Annotated in this window: 14 protein-coding genes and 1 pseudogene; 12 read left to right on the top strand and 3 right to left on the bottom strand. The window is 62.8% G+C overall.

The window, feature by feature from the left end; genetic code table 11:
* Positions 1-39 precede the first annotated feature (39 nt).
* From epmA to GFM02_RS07350, 9 genes are all read left to right on the top strand, one after another.
* Positions 40-1,101 carry an EF-P lysine aminoacylase EpmA gene (gene epmA / locus GFM02_RS07390; protein WP_168268644.1) on the top strand — a complete coding sequence of 354 codons (1,062 nt, stop codon included), beginning with the start codon at positions 40-42 and terminating at the stop codon, positions 1,099-1,101.
* A complete protein-coding gene (locus tag GFM02_RS07385) occupies positions 1,098-2,150 on the top strand; it encodes a lysine-2,3-aminomutase-like protein (RefSeq protein ID WP_168268641.1) in 1,053 nt (350 codons plus the stop codon). The genes epmA and GFM02_RS07385 overlap by 4 nt, the downstream gene beginning before the upstream one ends.
* Positions 2,151-2,414: 264 nt before the next feature.
* Entirely contained in the window at positions 2,415-2,666 is a 252-nt protein-coding gene (locus GFM02_RS07380; protein ID WP_025396395.1) for an acyl carrier protein, read from the top strand.
* Positions 2,666-3,847: an acyl-CoA dehydrogenase family protein gene (locus GFM02_RS07375; RefSeq protein ID WP_168268639.1), complete on the top strand. Its 1,182-nt coding sequence runs from the start codon at positions 2,666-2,668 to the stop codon at positions 3,845-3,847. The genes GFM02_RS07380 and GFM02_RS07375 overlap by 1 nt, the downstream gene beginning before the upstream one ends.
* Positions 3,848-3,852: 5 nt before the next feature.
* On the top strand, positions 3,853-4,761 hold the full coding sequence (locus tag GFM02_RS07370; protein ID WP_025396393.1) for an amino acid--[acyl-carrier-protein] ligase: 909 nt from the start codon (positions 3,853-3,855) through the stop codon (positions 4,759-4,761).
* Positions 4,752-5,744 carry a DUF1839 family protein gene (locus tag GFM02_RS07365; protein WP_348643954.1) on the top strand — a complete coding sequence of 331 codons (993 nt, stop codon included), beginning with the start codon at positions 4,752-4,754 and terminating at the stop codon, positions 5,742-5,744. Before GFM02_RS07370 ends, GFM02_RS07365 begins: the two co-directional genes overlap by 10 nt.
* Positions 5,745-5,760: 16 nt before the next feature.
* On the top strand, positions 5,761-8,241 hold the full coding sequence (locus GFM02_RS07360) for a glycoside hydrolase family 2 protein (protein ID WP_168268635.1): 2,481 nt from the start codon (positions 5,761-5,763) through the stop codon (positions 8,239-8,241).
* Positions 8,242-8,286: 45 nt separating this feature from the next.
* On the top strand, positions 8,287-9,465 hold the full coding sequence (locus tag GFM02_RS07355) for a glycosyltransferase family 4 protein (RefSeq protein ID WP_168321281.1): 1,179 nt from the start codon (positions 8,287-8,289) through the stop codon (positions 9,463-9,465).
* A gap of 88 nt (positions 9,466-9,553) precedes the next feature.
* A complete protein-coding gene (locus GFM02_RS07350; protein ID WP_168321280.1) occupies positions 9,554-12,865 on the top strand; it encodes an oligosaccharide flippase family protein in 3,312 nt (1,103 codons plus the stop codon).
* A 67-nt stretch (positions 12,866-12,932) separates the two neighbouring features.
* Here the strand turns inward: GFM02_RS07350 and GFM02_RS07345 are convergent, their stop codons facing one another.
* From GFM02_RS07345 to GFM02_RS07335, 3 genes are all read right to left on the bottom strand, one after another.
* The gene (locus tag GFM02_RS07345; RefSeq protein WP_168321279.1) at positions 12,933-14,111 is read right to left on the bottom strand and encodes a glycosyltransferase family 4 protein; all 1,179 of its coding nucleotides are present in this window, start codon (positions 14,109-14,111) and stop codon (positions 12,933-12,935) included.
* Between the two features lie 147 nt (positions 14,112-14,258).
* Complete coding sequence (locus GFM02_RS07340) at positions 14,259-14,495, bottom strand: Lrp/AsnC ligand binding domain-containing protein (protein ID WP_003543721.1); 237 nt, start codon at positions 14,493-14,495, stop codon at positions 14,259-14,261.
* Positions 14,496-14,563: 68 nt separating this feature from the next.
* Positions 14,564-15,472, bottom strand: a complete 909-nt coding sequence (locus GFM02_RS07335) for a LysR family transcriptional regulator (protein WP_168321278.1) — start codon at positions 15,470-15,472, stop codon at positions 14,564-14,566.
* An 84-nt stretch (positions 15,473-15,556) separates the two neighbouring features.
* Between GFM02_RS07335 and hglS the strand changes: the two are divergent.
* From hglS to amaB, 3 genes and pseudogenes are all read left to right on the top strand, one after another.
* Positions 15,557-16,995: pseudogene (gene hglS, locus GFM02_RS07330) on the top strand (2-oxoadipate dioxygenase/decarboxylase HglS).
* A 68-nt stretch (positions 16,996-17,063) separates the two neighbouring features.
* Positions 17,064-18,347: an NAD(P)/FAD-dependent oxidoreductase gene (locus GFM02_RS07325; RefSeq protein WP_168321277.1), complete on the top strand. Its 1,284-nt coding sequence runs from the start codon at positions 17,064-17,066 to the stop codon at positions 18,345-18,347.
* A 25-nt stretch (positions 18,348-18,372) separates the two neighbouring features.
* Positions 18,373-19,911 (top strand): L-piperidine-6-carboxylate dehydrogenase, encoded by a 1,539-nt coding sequence (amaB, locus tag GFM02_RS07320; RefSeq protein WP_168321276.1) that lies wholly within the window; start codon positions 18,373-18,375, stop codon positions 19,909-19,911.
* Positions 19,912-20,056: the final 145 nt, after the last annotated feature.

Here is a 20,056-nt window from a genome sequence, read left to right as displayed (position 1 = left end):
CACCCCCTATACCGGCCTCTCCGGCGAAGAAAGCTTGGAATGAACTCTTCGGCGAAAGCGTCCCCCTGGTGGACCCCGTCCGTGCATGCCGACCGCCGTCCGTTCCTGATCGGGCGCAATGCGATCCAGGCGGCGTTGCGCGGGTTTTTCGCGCGCGAGGATTTCATCGAGGTGGATACGGCGGTGCTGCAGGTCTCTCCCGGCAACGAGGCGCATCTGCATGCCTTCGCGACGGAAGCGCTGACGACGGATGGGCAAAAGGCGCCGTTCTACCTGCACACCTCGCCGGAATTTGCCTGCAAGAAGCTGCTTGCGGCCGGCGAGGAACGCATCTCGTGTTTTGCCCATGTCTATCGCAACCGCGAGCGCGGGCCGCTGCATCATCCTGAGTTCACCATGCTCGAATGGTATCGGGCCGGCGAAAGCTACGAGAGCCTGATGATGGATTGCGTGCGGATCCTGGCGCTGGCGGCCGAAACAGTGAAGACCGGGAAGCTTGCCTATCGCGGCGCCGAGAGCGATCCTTTCGCCGGGCCGGAGCGGATCAGCGTTGCCGAAGCCTTCGAGCGTCATGCCGGCATCGATCTTCTCGCCTCCGTCGCTGCCGACGGTTCGACTGACCGCGACCATCTGGCGGCCGAGACGAAGCGCGTCGGCATGCGGGTTGCCGATGACGACGGCTGGGCCGATCTCTTCAGCCGGGTGCTGGTCGAAAAGATCGAGCCGCATCTCGGTTTCGGCCGCATCACCATCCTCGACGAATATCCGATCTCGGAGGCAGCCCTTGCCCGTCCCTCGGCACGCGACCCCAGAGTTGCCGAGCGTTTCGAACTCTATGCCTGCGGCGTCGAGCTTGCGAATGGCTTCGGCGAACTCACCAACGCTGCCGAACAGCGGCGACGGTTCGAGATCGAGATGGCCGAGAAGGCGCGGGTCTACGGCGAGACCTATCCGATCGACGAGGATTTCCTCGCCGCGCTGTCGCTGATGCCTGAGGCAAGCGGTATCGCGCTCGGCTTCGACCGGCTGGTGATGCTGGCGACGGGAGCATCGCGCATCGACCAGGTGCTCTGGGCGCCGGTGGCGGAGGTTGGAAGATGAATGTCGTCAAACCGATCAAGAGCGTCGACGATCTTGTGAAGGCGGGGCTGGTCGCGCCTGCCGATCGCGTAGCGCTCGAGGAGGTGGCGGCGCGTTACGCGGTTGCGCTGACGCCTGCGATCAGCAAGCTCATTGATCGAGCCGATCCCGATGATCCGATCGCTCGGCAATTCGTGCCCGATGCAGCCGAACTCACGATCGTCCCGGAAGAACGCGCCGATCCGATCGGCGATCATGCCCACAGCCCCGTCGCAGGCGTCGTTCACCGCTATCCCGATCGTGTGTTGCTCAAGGCCGTGCATGTCTGCCCGGTCTATTGCCGCTTCTGCTTCCGCCGCGAAATGGTGGGGCCGCAGGGCCTCGGCACGCTCGATGCGGCGGCGATGCAGGCCGCTTTCGATTATATCCGCGGTCATGAGGAAATCTGGGAGGTCATCCTCACCGGCGGCGATCCGCTGGTGCTTTCCCCGCGCCGGCTCGGCGAGATCATGGAGGCGCTTGCCAGCATCGCGCACGTCAAGATCATCAGGTTCCATACGCGTGTTCCGGTCGTCGATCCCGAGAAGATCGATGCGGCGCTGATCGCCGCGCTGAAGGCGAGCGGCAAGACGGTCTATATCGCGCTGCACGCCAACCATGTCAGCGAACTGACGACCGAAGCGCGGGCGGCCTGCGGCCGCCTCGTCGATGCCGGCATCGCCATGGTCAGCCAGTCAGTGCTGCTCAAGGGTGTCAACGACGATCCCGACGTGCTCGCGAAGCTGATGAAGGCCTTCGTCGAAATCCGCGTCAAACCCTATTACCTCCATCATCCGGATCTGGCGCCCGGCACCAGTCATTTCAGAGTGACGATCGACGAGGGGCAGGAGATCGTCGCGGCGCTGCGCGGGCGAATTTCCGGTCTCTGCCAGCCGGCATACATCCTCGATATCCCAGGCGGTCACGGCAAGGCCGTCGTCACTGGGAGTGCGATCCGTGCGACAGGCGACGGATGTTATTCCATCACCGATTATCGCGGCGGCGAGCATTCCTATCCACCGGCCGGTTGAGACAAAACGCGGCGTTTTGCGTGTCATTTCTGTACTCGCCACGCCAGAAACCAGACTGTGTCGCAGTATCGAAATTATCTTAAGTCATTGATATAAGGTGGTTGTTTACGACGGCGCGGGAATGATCGCTAAAATCCTAACTATGAGCCTTAGGCATATTTAACTCAATAAATTAGCGGAATGTTCTGTTTTCCGCACTAAAAGAACGCTCATGACAAGGCGATGAACGCCGGATCGGGATCATGAGAATCTTGGAGTGATGGGATGAATAAGGCAATCCGCGACCTCGTAGCCAAATTCGGCAAGCTTCCTGGGCCGATCGATCAGGTCGCCGACGACGCCGATCTTTATGCGGCAGGTTTGACGTCCTTTGCTTCTGTGCAGTTGATGCTTGGCCTCGAAGAGGCCTTCGACATCGAGTTTCCCGACAATCTCCTGAACCGCAAATCCTTCGCGAGCATCTCGGCCATCGCCAGAACCGTCGATCTCATCCGGGACGGCCGGAAGGTCGCCTGATGAATTTCCCCGTCAAGATCATGCAGGACGGTCTTGTCACAAGGGTGGCCCGCGTCGCCGAAATTGCGGCGAAACACGCGGATACCGTTGATGCCGAAGCCCGTTTTCCTCGGGAAGCCGTCGATGCGATGAAGGCCGAAAGGCTGCTCGGCATCCAGGTGCCGCGCCATCTCGGCGGCGAATCCGCCTCGATCACCGAGATCGCCGAATTGTGCTCGATGCTCGGCCAGGCCTGCGCCGCAAGCGCCATGGTCTTCGCCATGCACCACATCAAGCTGTCGAGCCTCGTTGAACACGGCGCCGATAGCGAATGGCATCGCAGCTTCATGCGCGGCATCGCCGCCGAACAGCTGCTGATCGCATCCGCCACCACCGAAGGTGGTATCGGCGGAAATCTGCGCAACAGCATCTGTGCGGTCGAGGTCGATGGCGACACGTGCCGCCTCGAAAAGGATGCGACTGTCATTTCCTACGGCTCGCACGCCGACGCTATTCTTATCACCTCGCGTGCCCACGCGCAGGCGGCTTCCTCCGATCAGGTACTGACGGCCTTCCTCAAGGACCAGTACACGCTCGAGAAAACGCATGTCTGGAATACGCTCGGCATGCGCGGCACCTGCTCCGACGGCTTCCTGTTCAAGGGCGAAGCGCCGGCTTGCCAGATCCTGCCGAAGCCTTTCGCTGAGATCGCGGCGCAGTCCATGCTTGCCTCCTCGCACCTCTTGTGGAGTGGCGTCTGGTACGGCATCGCCGTCGACGCGGTTGTGCGCGCCCAGGCTTTCGTGCGTGCCGCAGCCCGCAAGGCGCCGGATGCCCAGCCGCCGGGCGCGCTGCGCCTCGCCGAGGTTTCGAACCTGCTGCAGATGGTGAAATCCAACGTGGTTGCCGGCCTCAAGGCCTATGAAGATGCCAAGGCCGATGCCGACCGGCTGTCCTCGATGGGCTTTGCAGTGGCGATGAACAACCTCAAGATCGCCTCGTCCGAGACGATCCTGGAGATCGTCAACCATGCGATGCTGATCTGCGGCATCATGGGCTATAAGAACGGCACGCCCTTCAGCCTCGGACGCCATCTGCGCGACGCGCATTCCGCACAGCTCATGATTTCGAATGACCGCATCCTCGGCAACACGTCGAGCATGCTTCTTGTCCATAAGCAGGACACTAGCCTATTGGGGTGACAGTCATGGATATGCAGACCTCGTTTCTGGACCGGCTTTTCGAATCCGGTCTGCTGATAGATACCGGCATCGACGGACTCTACGGCCGCAGCGGCCAGTTCGAAGACGTGATCGCTGCCTTCGAGCGCCTGATCGACACGTTCGGCGGCGCCGATGGTGCCGAAGCCATGCGCTTTCCGCCCGGCATGAACCGCGCCTTCTTCGAAAAGAGCGGCTACATGAAGAGCTTTCCGCAGCTCGCCGGCACGGTGCACAGCTTCTGCGGCAGCGAGCTCGATCATGTCAGCCTGCTGCAATGCATGGAGGTCGGCGAAGACTGGACCAAGGGACAGGAGGCGACCGATATCGTGCTGACGCCGGCTGCCTGCTATCCGCTCTATCCGACGATCGCCAAGCGCGGCAACCTGCCAAAGACGGGCGGCCTCTTCGACCTGCAATCCTATTGCTTCCGCCATGAGCCGTCGAAAGACCCTGCCCGCCAGCAGTTGTTCCGCATGCGTGAATATGTCTGCATGGGCACCGAGCTGCACGTCACCGATTTCCGCCAGCGCTGGATGGATCGCGGCGTCGAGATGATGAAGGCCGTCGGCCTCGATGTGACGATCGACGTCGCCAATGATCCGTTCTTCGGCCGCGCCGGCAAGATGCTCGCCAATAATCAGCGCGACCAGAACCTGAAGTTCGAGCTGCTGATCCCGATCACCTCGGCCGCCAATCCGACCGCCTGCATGAGCTTCAACTACCATCAGGATGCCTTCGGCACGAAGTGGGGTCTCAATCTCGAAGACGGCAGTGTCGCACACACCGCCTGCGTCGGCTTCGGACTGGAGCGCATCGCCCTTGCCCTCTTCCATCATCACGGGCTCGATGTGAAGCAATGGCCGGCCAGCGTACGGAAAGCGCTGTGGGGCTGAGCAAATCGATGACGTCGGTATTTTCGGGGGTATTTTCGGGAATCGACCCGGAAACCTACCGGGCGCATCCACTGCATTCCGGCGAGCGCGCCTGGCCGGAAACCAATTGCTATGTCGATCTCTGGATCGAGGTTCTGGCAACATCAGGCGTTGCGCCAGAGGCGATGCTGGGTTTTACCCTGACGCAGGATTTCGAGGGCGACCAGTTCACCTTCTTCAAGGTGCCGCTTGAGGATCTCGAAGCGCTCTATGACATTCGTGCGACTGAGCTTGCCATCTACGACCGTGTCGAACGCCATGTCGAGGTTCAGATTGCGCGAGCCCGTCTCTGCCTGATCGAAATGGATTCCTTCTACATGCCGGATACGCGCGGCACCGCCTACCGGCAGGAGCACGGCAAGACGACGGTTGCGATCAATCGGCTGGACGTTGCGGCCAAGCGCGTCGATTATTTCCACAATGCCGGTTATTTCCGGCTCGAAGGCGAGGATTTCGACGGGCTGTTCCAGCTGCATCTGACGGAAAACGACCCGCCGTTCCTGCCCTACACGGAATTTGCACGATTCCCGGAAAGGCCGGCCGATGAAACGCATCTGCGGTCGACCGCGCGGCGGCTTGCCGGCTTTCACTTCGCTCGGCGTCCCCGAGAAAATCCGATCCGCGCCTTTGCAAGCGTTTTTCCACAACAGGTCGAAGCGGTGGCGGAACGGCCGTTCGGCTTCTTCCACAAATACGCCTTCAACACGCTTCGCCAGGTGGGCGCCAATTTCGAGCTGGCGGCCGATTACCTCACCTGGCTTTCCCCTGGTGAATTCGCGGCTGCCGCCGAGCATGCCAGGCGTATTTCGGAGGTGGCGAAATCGGTGCAGTTCCAGCTTGCCCGCGCCGTCACCCGCAGAAAGTTCGGGCCGTTGCAGGCAGCACTTGATCCGGCCGCCGATGCATGGGATTCCATGATGGCGTCGCTTGCGGGGCGAATCTGAGGCCGGAGATCTGACCATGCGGGGGCGTTTGGCAAGCATCGGTGCCGAGGAAAGTCTACTTTCCGAAGGCTGGAACCTGATCCTGACGGAGCCGGGCGCCTGCGCCGTGCCGCACGACATCCCGCTTTCCGCACAGTTCATTCCAGCACCCGTTCCCGGCACCGTCGCCGCCGCGCTCGAGAAAGCCGGGCTCTTCGACCGGGAAAATCCCGAGCCGCTGAACACGCGGGATGCCTGGTATCTCTGCCGGCTTTTCGATGCCGAGCCCGGCGACGCGATCCTGCGTTTCGAAGGGCTGGCGACACTCTGCCACGTCTTCCTGAACGGCCAGGAAATCCTGTTTTCCGAGAGCATGTTCACGGCGCACGAGATTCCGGTGACGCTTTCGGGCGGCGACGAACTGGCACTGTGCTTCCGGGCGCTCGGCCCCCGCCTGTCGGAGCCGGGCCCGCGCGCACGCTGGCGGCCGCAGATGATCACGCCGGCGGGCTTGAAGAATTTCCGCACGACGCTGCTCGGCCATATGCCGGGCTGGTGCCCCGATATCCATGCCGTCGGACCATGGCGGCCGATTTCGATGATCCGGCGTCATCCCGTCTCGATCGACAATGTCTCCATCCGCGCCGTTTTGGAGGAGAGTGGCGTCGGCCGTCTCAGCGTGTCCCTGCATAGCAATGCCGAGGATCCGGCAATGCTGCTGCGCTGCGGCGGAATGGAGCAGTCCTTCGAGAAGGTCGGCGACAGTCATTACTCGGCTATCCTCAAGCTTTCCGACATAGAGGCCTGGTGGCCGCATACGCATGGCGCTCCGCGTCTCTACGCGCTGACGCTGGTTTCCGATGGCGCGGAATATCCGCTCGGCAGGACCGGCTTCCGGCGTATTGACGTCAACCGTGGTGCCGATGGCGACGACTTCGCGCTCCTCGTCAACGGCGAACGCATCTTCTGCCGCGGCGCCGTGTGGACGACGGCCGATATCGCGCGATTGCCGGGCGGGCGGGCGGATTATGAGCCGTTCCTGCGGCTTGCCGCTGCAGCCGGCATGAACATGATCCGCATCGGCGGCACCATGGCCTACGAAACGCCTGATTTCTTCGCGCTCTGCGACGAGCTCGGTCTGCTCGTCTGGCAGGACTTCATGTTCGCCAATTTTGATTATCCGCGCAACGACAAGGCTTTTCTCGGCCACGTGCATGCGGAGGTTGAGGAATTCCTGCACGGCGTGCAGGCGTCGCCTTCGCTGGCCGTGCTCTGCGGCGGCAGCGAAATCCACCAGCAGGCGGCGATGCTCGGCCTGCCGGCGGAATTCTGGAGCGGGCCGGTCACCGATGAAATCATCCCGGCGGTCGTCGCGCGCATCCGCCCCGACGTGCCCTATGTCTCGAACTCGCCCTATGGCGGAGCGATGCCCTTTTCGCCCAATGCCGGTATTGCGCATTATTACGGCGTCGGCGCCTATATGCGGCCGATTGCCGATGCGCGCCGCGCCGATGTGCGTTTTGCCTCCGAAAGCCTCGCCTTCGCGCATGTGCCGCAGCAAAGAACGCTGCAGCGCCATCTCGATGTGCCCGCCGTCCACAGCCCGCTGTGGAAGGCCCGCGTGCCCCGCGACCGCAGTGCATCGTGGGATTTCGAGGATGTTCGCGACTTTTACCTGCAGCTTCTCTACGGTTTCGATCCGGCTGAGCTGCGCCGCGAAGATCCGGAACGCTATCTCGATCTCTCCCGCGCCGTTACCGGCGAGGTGATCGAGGAGACTTTTGCCGAATGGCGGCGCAAGGGCTCCGCCTGCAACGGCGCGCTCGTCTGGACGCTGCAGGACCTGCTGCCCGGCCCCGGCTGGGGGGTGATCGACTCCACCGGAGAGCCGAAGCCGGTCTGGTATGCGATGCGCCGTGCATTCCGGCCGGTGCAAGTGGTCTTCACCGACGAGGGAACGAACGGTCTCGACGTGCATGTCGTCAACGAGACGGACGCAGCACTCGATGTCGAGCTCGAGGTCGTCTGCCTGCGCGGCGGAAAACAGCAGGTCGTCAGCGGCAGCAGGGCCTTCAAGCTGGCGGCAAGAGACACGGAGCGCCTTGCCTGCACCGCGCTGTTCGGCGCCTTCTTCGATACGACCTATGCTTTCCGTTTCGGGCCGCCGGCGCATGATGCCAGTGTGGCGCGCCTGCGCTCGCTGGCGGACGGTACCATCCTCGCCGAGAGCTTCCACTTCCCGTGCGGACGGGGGAAGGCGCTGCATGATGCAGGTATCGAAGCATCATTCACCAGAGACGGCGACGACTGGTTCGTTGACCTCAGGACCGACCGGCTGGCGCAATCTGTGCATATCGACGTCGAAGGCTATCGGGCCGACGACGACTGGTTCCACCTTGCCCCCGGCGCGATGCGGCGCGTGAAGCTCCACGCGCTGTCCGGCGTGGAAAGCGATATTCCGCCTGCGGGCGAGATCAGAAGTCTAGGCAGTTCGCATCGCGTCGCAATCGAGGGCTGAAGCCGCTGCGAAGGATGATGCCGATCCATTGGGAAAGACCGTGATTTGAGAACGATATACCGCTTTCTGCGCGCCCATGTTCTGCAGCGGCTGATCCCGCGGTCGCGTCTTGCCTTCAATCCGCGCAGGCCGGTGGAAATCGTCGGCTATCTCTCGATGGCGGTCGGCGTCGGCGAATCGGCAAGGCTCTGCGCCGGCGCTCTGTCGGAGGCTGGGCGGGCGATTTCGCTCTCCGACGTCAGCACGCATCCTGACGAGAATTCCTTTGCCGGATGGATGCCGTCGCATCTCTCCACCGAAGCCGCAGGGAGCCGGATCTGGCATCTCAATCCGCCGATGCTGCCGCGCGCCATCCTGAAGAAGGGCGTTGCCAATTTCACCCGCGCCTTCAACATCGGCTATTTTGCCTGGGAGCTCGAAGTCGTGCCGGCCGAGTGGCGCAATGCGATGCATTACATGAATGCCGTCTTCGTTCCGTCGGAATTCACCAGGCGGGCGATTGCGCCCCTCACTGCGGCACCGGTCATCGTCGTTCCGCATCCCGTCACCGAGAAGCCGGCGACGGAAGGAATGCGCCAGAAATTCGGCATCGAGGAAGACGCCTTTCTCGTCAGTTTCATTTTCAGCGCCGGCTCCTCGATCAACCGGAAGAATCCGCAGGCCGTCATCGAGGCCTTCCGGATATTTGCCGCCGATTGCCCCAGCGCCTTCCTGTTGATGAAGGCCAGCGGCGATATCAACAAGGATGAGGGCCTGCGCGAACTGGTCGCCTCGGTTAAGGGCAATACCCGGATCAGGATCGTCACCGACAGGATGTCGGACTCCGATATCAACGGCCTCATCCGCTGTTCAGACGCCTATCTTTCACTGCATCGTTCCGAGGGTTTCGGGCTGACGGTGGCCGAGGCGATCGTGCAGCGTACGCCCGTCATTTCCACGGCCTGGTCGGGCACGGTGGATTTCTGCGATCCCGACAATAGCTGGCTGGTTGCCTCTCCCCTCATTCCGGTGGTCGATACCCATCCCGAATTTGCCGGGCTCGAAGGCGCGGTCTGGGCCGATCCCTCACCCGAGGCTGCGGCCGCGCACCTGCAAGATATCTTCCGCGCACCCGAGCGTGCGGAAGAGAAGGCCGAGAAGGCACGGGAGTTCCTGCTGCGTTACCTCGCAGAAAACAGCTACGAGAAGGCGCTTCAGACGCTGGCGGCGATGCAGGCGAGCTAAGCTGAGGTCGTCACTCCGCTTTATTTTAACATTTTCGCATTAGAGATGGCGGGTATGCGGCGGTAGGCCGATCCTGACGGATGGACAGATGTCGAAGGGTATTATCGCAAACTCGGTGATGAACGCGGCGGCAGGCATGCTGCTGCTTCTGACGGGCTTTGTTTCATCGATCATAACCGCGCGGCTGCTCGGGCCGGAAGCCAACGGCATCGTCGCCTTCTCGCTCTGGCTGGTGGTGACCGGCGCCTCGATCGCCGAGCTCGGCTCCAGCATCACGCTGCTGAAGACCTTGCCGCAACTTTCGGCGGAAGGCTTCGATGCGCGCCGCCGGCGGGGTTTCGCCGCCATCCTCGTCAGCTTCATGATGTTCTCGACCGTCGTGCTGCTGGCGCTCTACGCGCTGTTCTTCCTGACCTCCGAAAAGATGCACTGGGCCGACACGGCGCCATCCGTCGCTCTGGTCACGGGCGTGCTGTTCTTCATCCAGGCGATCGGATCCTTCGTCAAATTCTACCTGATCGGCGAAAAGAAGCTGGGCGCCTTCTTTAAGCTGACGGTCGCCGTCTCGATCGTGCAGCTTGCCGGCGTTGCCGTCGGCGCCGTTTTCTACGGCGTCGAGGGCGTTCTCGTCGGCTATGCGCTCGGCCAGCTCGTGCTGTTTTTCGCCACGCTGCCGATCCTGCTTGCGCGGCGCGACTGGTGCGGGGTCTCGTTGAAATATCTCGCCTCCTCCTCCGTCATCCTGTCGATCCAGTTCATCATCGATTCCATTTTCCTCAATCGGCTCGAGCTGCTCTTTCTGCAGCAGTTCTGGTCGGTGGAGATGGTCGGCTATTATGCCGTCGGTCTGTCGATCGCGAATATCGCGCTGCAATTGCCGATCCAGATGACCGGCAGCCTGCTGCCCTATTATTCCGAGCGGCGGCACAGCAGCGACGATTCGACATTGCCGGTCGAGGTCTTTACCGCCGTCACCCGCAGCATGGCCTATATCGTGCTGCCGATGAGCCTGGGGCTTGCCGCGATCTCCAGTGAACTGGTGCTCGTGGTGTTCGGCGAAGCATTCCGCCGCAGCGGGACGGTGGTGGCGCTGCTTGCGCTTGTTGCTCCCGCCTATACCTTCATGCAGATCCTCAGCCTCTACCTTTTGTCGATGGACAGGGCCCGCTCCCGCCTGAACATCAGTGTGATAGGTGGCCTTCTGATGGTAGCGGGTTGTTTACTCATCATACCTAGGCTTGCAGCCGAGGGTGCCGCACTCGTGCGTATCCTCGTATTCGTTGCGATGTCGGTGATGATGATCAGACAGACAGGATTCGGATCCCAGCTTTCGGGCCTCTACGCGAGCTTGACGAAGGTGACGCTCGCCTCCGTGCTGTGTGCTTGCGGCGCGATTTCCGTGCTGGAATTCGTCCAGGGTCCGCTCGGCCTCGTCGGCGCGATCATCGCCGGCGCATTCTGCTATTTTGCAGCACTGCGGGTGCTGCGCGCCGTGCCGGGCGAGGATGTCGAAGTCATGCGCTCCATTCTTGAGAAGATGCCGTCCCTGCTGCGCCGGCCGATCGGCCACGCGATCAATTTCATCGCGCCGCGGCTTCCCGGCGATCCCGATCGCGCCAAGGTCGCGCCTGGCGAATTCTCACTCGAACCGGCCGAGGGTGCGGGACGCAGCGCCGCCCTGCCTGTCGTCTTCGACGGCACGATCGGGCTGTTCATGCCTGAAAATCCTCTCGCCAGGAAACGTTCGGCTGCGGTGCTCTTCGTCAGCCCCTGGGGTTTCGAGGAGATGTGCAGCCGGAAATTCTTCCGCGTCGCGGCCGAGCATTTCTCCGATATCGGCGTGGCGAGCCTGCGCTTCGACTATCGCGGCACTGGCGATGCGCTCGATTTCGACGCGCTGCCGGCAAGGCTGGAAACCTGGGAAGATTCGATCCGTGCGGCCGCCGCGAAGCTGAAGTCGCTGAGCGGCTGCGACCGCGTCATCCTCATCGCCCAGGGCCTCGGTGCGACGCTTGCCCATCGCGTCGGTTTATCGATCGACGGCGTCGACAGCCTCGTCATGCTGGCGCCGGTGCTGAGCGGCAGAGCCTATTTACGCGAACTCAACATGTGGTCCAAGATCATCGATGCCGATCTCGGCCTCGGCAAAGAGCATATCCAGACTGCCAAGGTGCAGATTGCCGGGCTCGTCATGCCCGAAGAGATCGCCGCCGAGCTCGGCAAGCTCAACATCACCTCGCCGCAGGGGCTCGCAACCTCCCGCTACCTGATCCTCGAACGTCCTGCCAAAGCCGAGGATACCGGCTTTGCCGATGCGCTGAAGGCGCTTGGCGCCGATGTCGAGCAGAAGGCTTTCGAAGGCTATGACGAACTCGCCACCAACCCGCTGTTTGCCAAAACGCCGATGACTGTCGTGGCGCTGCTGACGGCGTGGCTGGAGACAAGGACGACGGCGACATCCGCCGCCCATTCACCGGCAGCGATCGACAACCCGCCGCTTGCCGGCGACGGTTTTGCGGAAACGCCGGTCCGTTTCGGAAGCCATAATCATCTGGTCGGCGTCGTCAGCCGGCCGCTCGGCGAGATCAAGGGCAATGCCGTGCTCTTCCTGTCGACTGCCTATGACCGGCATGCCGGCTGGGGACGGACGACGGTTGATATGGCGCGCGAGCTCGCCCGCCAGGGCGTCGTTTCGCTGCGCTTCGATTCTGCCAATGTCGGCGACAGCCCGCCGCGGCCGGATGCGCCGGAACAGGTGCTTTATTCGGATACGCAGACCGCGGATGCAGTCGCTGCGCTGGATCTGCTCGAAAGCGTCGTCGCCGGCCCCGTCATGGTCGCCGGCCGATGCAGCGGCGGCTATGTCGCCTTCCGCGCCGGCGTCGCCGACGAACGGCTGAAGGCAGTCGTGTCGATCAATCCGTTCGTCTATTACTGGGATCCTGACATGCCGGTGCGCCGGGAGCATGTCGTCTCCGTTCCCCGTAGCCTCGATGATTACAGCCAGCGCCTCGCGCGACTCGACACGCTGAAGCGGCTGCTGCGCGGCCAGGTCGACGTCGTTGCGGCGCTGCGGAACATCATCATCGCCGCTGGCCGCCGGCTGTCGCCGTGGATCGCGCCCCTGCTCGAGCTGCTTCCCGACCGGCGCCATATCGCCCGCGAGGTCCGGCACTCCTTCGCGCTGTTCGGCAAGCGCAAGGTGCCGCTGACGCTGATCTACAGCGAGGGCGATGTCGGGCTCGACCACGTCTATTTCCATTTCGGGCCGCGCGGCGCCAGGCTTTCGCGCTATCCGAACGTGCGGCTGCTGATGCTGCCGGATGCCGACCACAATCTGACGCCACCGCAATCGCGCAAATTCGTACTCGACGAGATCATTCGTCTCGCCAGAGCATGACCGGAATTTAAGCCCACGCGTCTTTTCACACGCGAAATGCTGTAGCTTATGCGGCAGGAAGACAAGATCAGATGCTTTCTGCGGCGACGATATCCAGCGATCTGTAGAGATTGATATAACGTCCGGCGACGATATCCCAGGAATAGCCGCGGGCGGCGTCGAGAAGCACGGCGCGAACGGCGTCCGGCTGGCGCGAAAGGTGTTCATAGGCGGTTTCGAGCGCCGTGGCGGCGGTCTCAGGATTGGTGAAATCGGCAAGCATGAGAACGGGATGCCGGTCGGCGAGCGTCGAAAAGGCATCGTTGGCGTTCAGCAAGGGCAGCAGACCGGCGCTCATCGCCTCCAGCGCCACCAGGCCGAAACCTTCATATTCCGAGGCGGAGGCGAAAATCGAGGCTTCTGCGATGATGCGCCGGATGGTGTCGTTCTCGGGCGACACATGCAGGGTGACGCGGCCGGAAAGATGACGGCTTTCGATTGCGCCTTCGACATCCGCCCGGTTCAGGTCGGATTCGGCGCCGACAATGTCGAGATGCCATTCCGGATCGCGGGTCTTCAGCATGGCCATCGCATCGAGCAGGTGGTCCAGACGTTTGTTCACCGAGAACCGGCCGATCGTGACGATGCGGCGTTTTGCCCGGCGCGAAGCGGTGTCGGCGAACTTGCCGATATCGGCGCCGTTTTCGATCAGCAGGCTGTCGGGCACGATCTCGGAAAACTGCTTGAGGTCGGAGGCGCTGCAGCAGACGACGCGGCGGTAGGCCATCGCCGAAGCGCGGGTCAGAGTCCGGAACCAGATCTTCTTGATCGCCGCGTATTTCTGCGTATGGAAGAAGCCACCATGAGTGGTGACGATCATCGGCTTGCCGTGCAGCAGCCGGCCCCAGGCGAGCGCGTCGAAGAAGAAGTCGATGGCATGGACATGGACGAGATCGGCATCGGCGAGATGGCGGAAAACCTGCGGTGCCAGCGGATAGCGGCTGCTGCCGAACCAGGGAATGCGCACCACTTCGATGCCGTCGATATCTTCGCGAAGCGGCAGCTTGTCTTCAGGCGCGGTGAAGAGCGAATCCAGCGTGACGACGCGCACGCGGTAACCGCGGCGCACGGTCTGGCGGGCGAGATTGGCGACCACGTCTTCCAGGCCGCCGCGATTGGGCAGGAACTGGCGCACGACATGGACGATCAGCGGGCTTGTTGCCAACTGCGGGCTTTCGCGTACCCTATCTGCCTCGATGATCGACATTTTCCACCTATCGCTGCACGCCGGCCCGTGTTGATGCGGGCTTTTAACACAGCAACGACCAGATATGTGCGGCGTTAAGGCGCGGTTTAAGAGACCACTTGCGAGGGCCAATCTTCGCGAAAAAGGTTAACCGCGTCTGACGGGAATTCAGAAGGCCTTGAAGGTCAGCGTTGTCAGCGAGCGGACGATGCCGGGAATATTGGCGATGTTGTCGTTGATGAATTTGCCGATATCCTGGCCTTCCTCGATATAGACCTTCAACAGCAGGTCGTAGTCGCCGCTGGTCGAATAGAGCTCCGAGACCAGTTCGGTCTGGTAGATCGCGTCGGCGACATCGTAAGTCTTGCCGGGTGCGCATTGGAGCTGGACGAAGATCGGCTTCATGGAGATTTCCTGCAAAGTTGTTTGGAGCGCATAATGGTCGAAAGCGCCATGCCGATGCAAGCCGTTCGTCACGCAGCCGGGTTGGCGGTGGCTTCTGCGACGATCCAGTCGCGAAAGGCGGCAAGCGGCGCATAATCGGCGCGCTCGGGCGGAAAGGCGAGATAATAGCGCTCGCGGCTCTCCATTTCACGGTCGACAGCGGCGATGAGATCGCCGCGCCTGATCTCCTCCTGCATCAGGAATGTCGGCAGCAGGGCGACGCCAAGGCCGGCGATTGCCGCCTGCGCCGCCGTGGCGAACTGGTCGAAGAGCATGCCGTGCACGCTTTCGAAGGAAACGCCATTGCCGGCGAACCATTGCTCCCAGGCGTCAGGACGCGTCGTCAGATGCAGAAGCGGAACGGCGAGCAGATCCTCTGGTCCTGAGATCGCATATTGCTTCAGAAAATCCGGACTGCAGGCCGGCACCGTGCGCTCCGACATCAGCAGTGCGAGTTCGGCGCCCGGCCAGTGCGGGTGGCCGAAATGGATGGCGGCGTCGATCGAATCGAGGCGGAAATCGAAAGGCGAAAGCCGGGTCACCAGATTGATGGTCACGCCGGCATTGGCGGCGAGAAAGCGTCCGAGGCGCGGCGCCAGCCAGCGCGTGCCGAAGGTCGGCAGGATGGCGAGATTGAGCGTGCCGCCATGCGGATTGGCGCGCAGGTTCAGCGAAGCGCTCGATATCCGCCGCAGCGCCTCGCGAATCTCGCGGGCATATCCATCGCCGGCAAGCGTCAGCCGCATGGTCTGGCGTTCGCGCAGGAAGAGCTCGACGCCAAGTTGCTCCTCCAGCGCGCTTACCTGGCGGCTGACGGCGCTCTGTGTCAGATCGAGTTCGCGCGCCGCTGCCGTCACGCTGCCGGTGCGGGCGACCGCCTCGAAGGCGACGAGATGCGAAATCGACGGCAGAAAACGTCTAGACGTCAGCATGATCATTCCGTTTCAGAATGGGCTATTTCCAAAATGGCGATATTTGCCGCTTTCTGGCGCGTGTAAAGAGGTTCATCCTGCAAAAGCGGAATGAGCCGGAGTTTCCCAATGCCGCAAGCCTTCGTTTCCCCAGACCGCATCCGATCGCTGTTTACCGAGGCGATGTCGCAGATGTACCGGGCGGAGGTGCCGCAATACGGCACGCTGATCGAACTGGTGGCGGATGTGAATGCCGGCTGCCTCGAAAAAGATCCCGACCTGCGCGATCGCCTGGCCCGGGCCGGCGAGCTGGAGCGCATCGATGTCGAGCGCCACGGCGCCATAAGGCTCGGTACGGCCGACGAGCTTTTCACCATCCGCCGGCTGTTTGCGGTCATGGGCATGCAGGCGGTCGGCTACTACGACCTTTCGGTTGCCGGCGTGCCGGTTCATTCCACCAGCTTCCGGCCGATCGACGAGGCAGCGCTCAACGTCAATCCGTTCCGCGTCTTCACCTCGTTGCTGCGACTGGAACTGATCGAGGACGAAGGGCTGCGCGGCGAGGCCGAAGCCATTCTGGCAAAACGGCGGATCTACACGCCGCGCGCCGTCGCGCTGATCGAGCGCCACGAACAGAACGGCGGCCTGACCGAGGCGGAAGCGACGGAATTCGTCGCCGAGGCGCTGGAAACCTTCCGCTGGCATGGCGAAGCGACCGTCAGCGCCGACACCTACAAGCGCCTGCACGATGCCCATCGGCTGATCGCCGACGTCGTCAGCTTCAAGGGGCCGCACATCAACCATCTGACGCCGCGCACGCTCGATATCGACGCGGTCCAGGCCCGCATGCCGGAGCGCGGCATCACGCCGAAGGCGGTCATCGAAGGGCCGCCGCGCCGCCATTGCGATATCCTGCTGCGGCAGACGAGTTTCAAGGCGCTGGAGGAAATGATCGCCTTTTCCGGTGATGACGGCGCGATACAAGGGACGCATACCGCCCGCTTCGGCGAGATCGAACAGCGCGGCGTGGCGCTGACGGCGAAGGGTCGGGCGCTCTATGACCAGCTGCTCGCCTCGGTTCGCGGCGAGGTGCAGGTGGGCGCTGGCGGCGCCAAGGCCGGCGCCTACGACCACGAACTCGCCGCGCGTTTCAAGGCACTGCCGGACAGCTGGGATGAGCTGCGCAGGGCGGATCTGGCCTTCTTCCGCTATTCCGCGACGCCTGCGGGCATTGCCGCTGCGGTCGGGAACACCCTGCCCTGCGATCTGGAGGCGCTGATCGCCTCGGGTTATCTCGCCTTCACCCCGATCGTCTACGAAGACTTCCTGCCCGTCAGCGCGGCCGGCATCTTCCAGTCGAACCTCGGCACCGACCAGCAGCAGAACTATGCGACCCGCTCGAACCGTGACGCCTTCGAGGCAGCACTTGGCGCCACGGTCCAGGACGAGCTGGCACTTTACGCCGAACGCCAGGCGGCCTCGCTGGATTCGGCGCTGGAGGCGCTCGGCCTTGCCGCCTTGCGGGCTTGCCGCTGAAGACCGTTGCGTGAAATGGCAGGTTCAACGCTTCCCTTTATGCATTAGAGTATCCGCGATTTCGCTCTGATCGGACTGAGCCATGCTGAATGATCCGCGCTCCCACGGCCTCTGGGAAAAGACAGCGCCCGAAGCGCCGACGACCTCGCCTCTCGACGGCGCGATGTCGGCCGACGTCGTCATCGTCGGCGGCGGTTACACCGGTCTCTCTTCCGCCCTGCATCTTGCCGAAGCCGGGTCGAAGGTGGTGCTGCTGGAGGCCAAGGAGATCGGCTTCGGCGGTGCCGGGCGCAATGTCGGGCTGATCAATGCCGGCATGTGGGTGATGCCGAACGATCTGCCCGACGTGCTCGGCCCGGTGCATGGCGAACGTCTGCTCGATCTGCTCGGCAATGCGCCGACGCTCGTCATGGAGCTGATCGACAAGCATCAGATTGCCTGCGAACTGGAACGGAACGGCACGCTGCATTGCGCGGTCGGCGCCGACGGGCTGAAGGAGATCGAGGCACGCGCGGCGCAATGGTCCGCCCGCGGCGCAGCCGTGACGCTGCTCGATGCAGCGGAAACGGCCAAACGTATCGGCAGCGATGCCTATACCGGCTCGCTGCTCGACAAACGCGCCGGCACCCTGCAGCCGCTTGCCTATGCGCGCGGCCTTGCCCATGCCGCCGTCAAATCAGGCGTCGCCATTCACACATCCAGCCCGGTCATCGCGACGGAGCGCAATGGCGGCTGCTGGACCGTGAAGACGGCGAGCGGCGAGGTCAGCGCGGATTGGATCATCGTCGCGACGGATGCCTACAGCACCGGTCCGTGGGAGCAGGTGCGCAGCGAACAGGTGCGTCTGCCCTATTTCAATTTTGCCACTGTGCCCCTCGGCTACAATCTGCGTCAGTCGATCCTGCCCGAGCGGGAAGGCGCATGGGATACCAAGGAAATCCTCTCCTCATTCCGTATGGATCAGGCCGGCCGTCTCGTTTTCGGCAGTGTCGGGGCGCTGCGCAATGCCGGGCTTGCCGTACACAAAGGCTGGGCCAAACGCGCGTTGAAGCGGCTCTTCCCTGATATCGGCGACGTCGAATTCGAATGTGGATGGTATGGCCAGATCGGCATGACCGACAATGCGCTGCCGCGCTTCCACAAATTCGCACCTGGTGTCGTCGGCTTTTCGGGCTACAATGGCCGCGGCATTGCCCCCGGCACGGTCTTCGGCCGTACGCTGGCGGAGCATATCCTCGGCCGGCTTCCGGAAGCCGATCTGCCGCTGCCGCTGACTTCGCCCACCGAGCCAAGCTTCCGTGCACTCAAGGAAATATGGTACGAAGCCGGCGCTCAGGTCGCCCATTTCGCCGATGCCCGCTTCTGAGAATAATAAGATTGGAAACACGACAATGACCATCGCCGTCCTCGATCTCGCCACCGAAACCGCCAAGCTGCTTGCCGAACTCGGCGTCGATGCCGGCCGCTATCACGGCGGCACGCTTTCCGTCACCTCGCCGGTCACCGGCGAGGAAATCGGCAAACTCAGGGAACATTCCGTTTCCGAGACGAAGGCGGCGATCGAAGAGGCGCACCAGGCCTTCCTCGAATGGCGTGCCGTGCCGGCGCCGAAACGCGGCGAACTGGTCCGCCTGCTGGGCGAGGAGCTGCGCGCCTCCAAGGCGGCGCTCGGCCGTCTCGTTTCGATCGAGGTCGGCAAGATCACCTCGGAAGGCCTGGGCGAAGTGCAGGAGATGATCGACATCTGCGATTTCGCCGTCGGTCTTTCCCGTCAGCTCTACGGCCTGACGATCGCCACCGAGCGCTCCGAGCACCGGATGATGGAAAGCTGGCATCCGCTCGGCGTGATCGGCATCATCTCCGCCTTCAACTTTCCGGTTGCCGTCTGGTCGTGGAATGCGGCGCTCGCGATGGTCTGCGGCAATTCCACCGTCTGGAAGCCCTCGGAAAAGACGCCGTTGACGGCGCTTGCCGTGCAGGCGCTGTTCGAAAAGGCGCTGAAGCGTTTCGTCGCCGAGGGCGGTAGCGCACCGGCCAATCTGTCGACGCTGATCATCGGTGGCCGCGAGGTCGGCGAAGTGCTGGTCGATCATCCGAAGATCCCACTCGTCTCTGCCACGGGCTCGACGGCCATGGGCCGCGCTGTCGGTCCGCGCCTGTCGCAGCGTTTTGCCCGCGCCATTCTCGAACTCGGCGGCAACAATGCGGCGATCGTCTGCCCGAGCGCCGATCTCGACCTGACGCTGCGCGGCGTCGCCTTCTCCGCCATGGGTACGGCCGGCCAGCGCTGCACGACGCTGCGCCGTCTCTTCGTGCACGAGAGCGTCTACGACCAGCTGGTGCCGCGCCTGCAGAAGGCCTACGGCTCCGTCACCATCGGCAATCCGTTGGAAAGCGGTACGCTTGTGGGACCGCTGATCGACGGCCAGGCTTTCGAGAAGATGCAGGCAGCGCTTGGCGAGGCGAAATCGGCTGGCGGCACGGTGACCGGCGGCGAGCGCGTCGACAATGGCTCGGCTGACGCCTTCTACGTTCGCCCGGCGCTTGTCGAAATGCCGGATCAGACCGGCCCGGTCGAGCACGAGACCTTCGCGCCGATCCTCTATGTGATGAAATACAGTGACTTCGACGAGGTGCTGGCGCTGCACAATGCCGTGCCGCAAGGGCTATCGTCATCGATCTTCACCAACGACATGCGCGAGGCCGAAACCTTCGTCTCCGCCCGCGGTTCGGATTGCGGCATCGCCAACGTCAACCTCGGACCATCGGGCGCCGAGATCGGCGGCGCCTTCGGCGGCGAGAAGGAAACCGGCGGCGGGCGCGAATCCGGCTCGGATGCCTGGAAGGCCTATATGCGCCGCTCCACCAACACGATCAATTACGGCAGGACGCTGCCCCTTGCGCAGGGCGTCAAGTTCGACGTCGAATAAGCCGGCTGCAAAAGGCTGTAAAAGAGAGGCGGCGCTCGGGAGCGTCGCCTTTTTTGATCAATCGCGATTTATTCCGCTGTAACATGAAATATTCAGTCAAGATATTGTGATGGCTTTTCCGGCCAAGACAAACTTGAAATCCGCA

Source organism: Rhizobium leguminosarum bv. viciae, assembly GCF_012276115.1.
GTDB classification, from domain to species: Bacteria; Pseudomonadota; Alphaproteobacteria; order Rhizobiales; family Rhizobiaceae; genus Rhizobium; species Rhizobium leguminosarum_T.
This window is presented reverse-complemented; position numbering and strand designations above follow the sequence as displayed.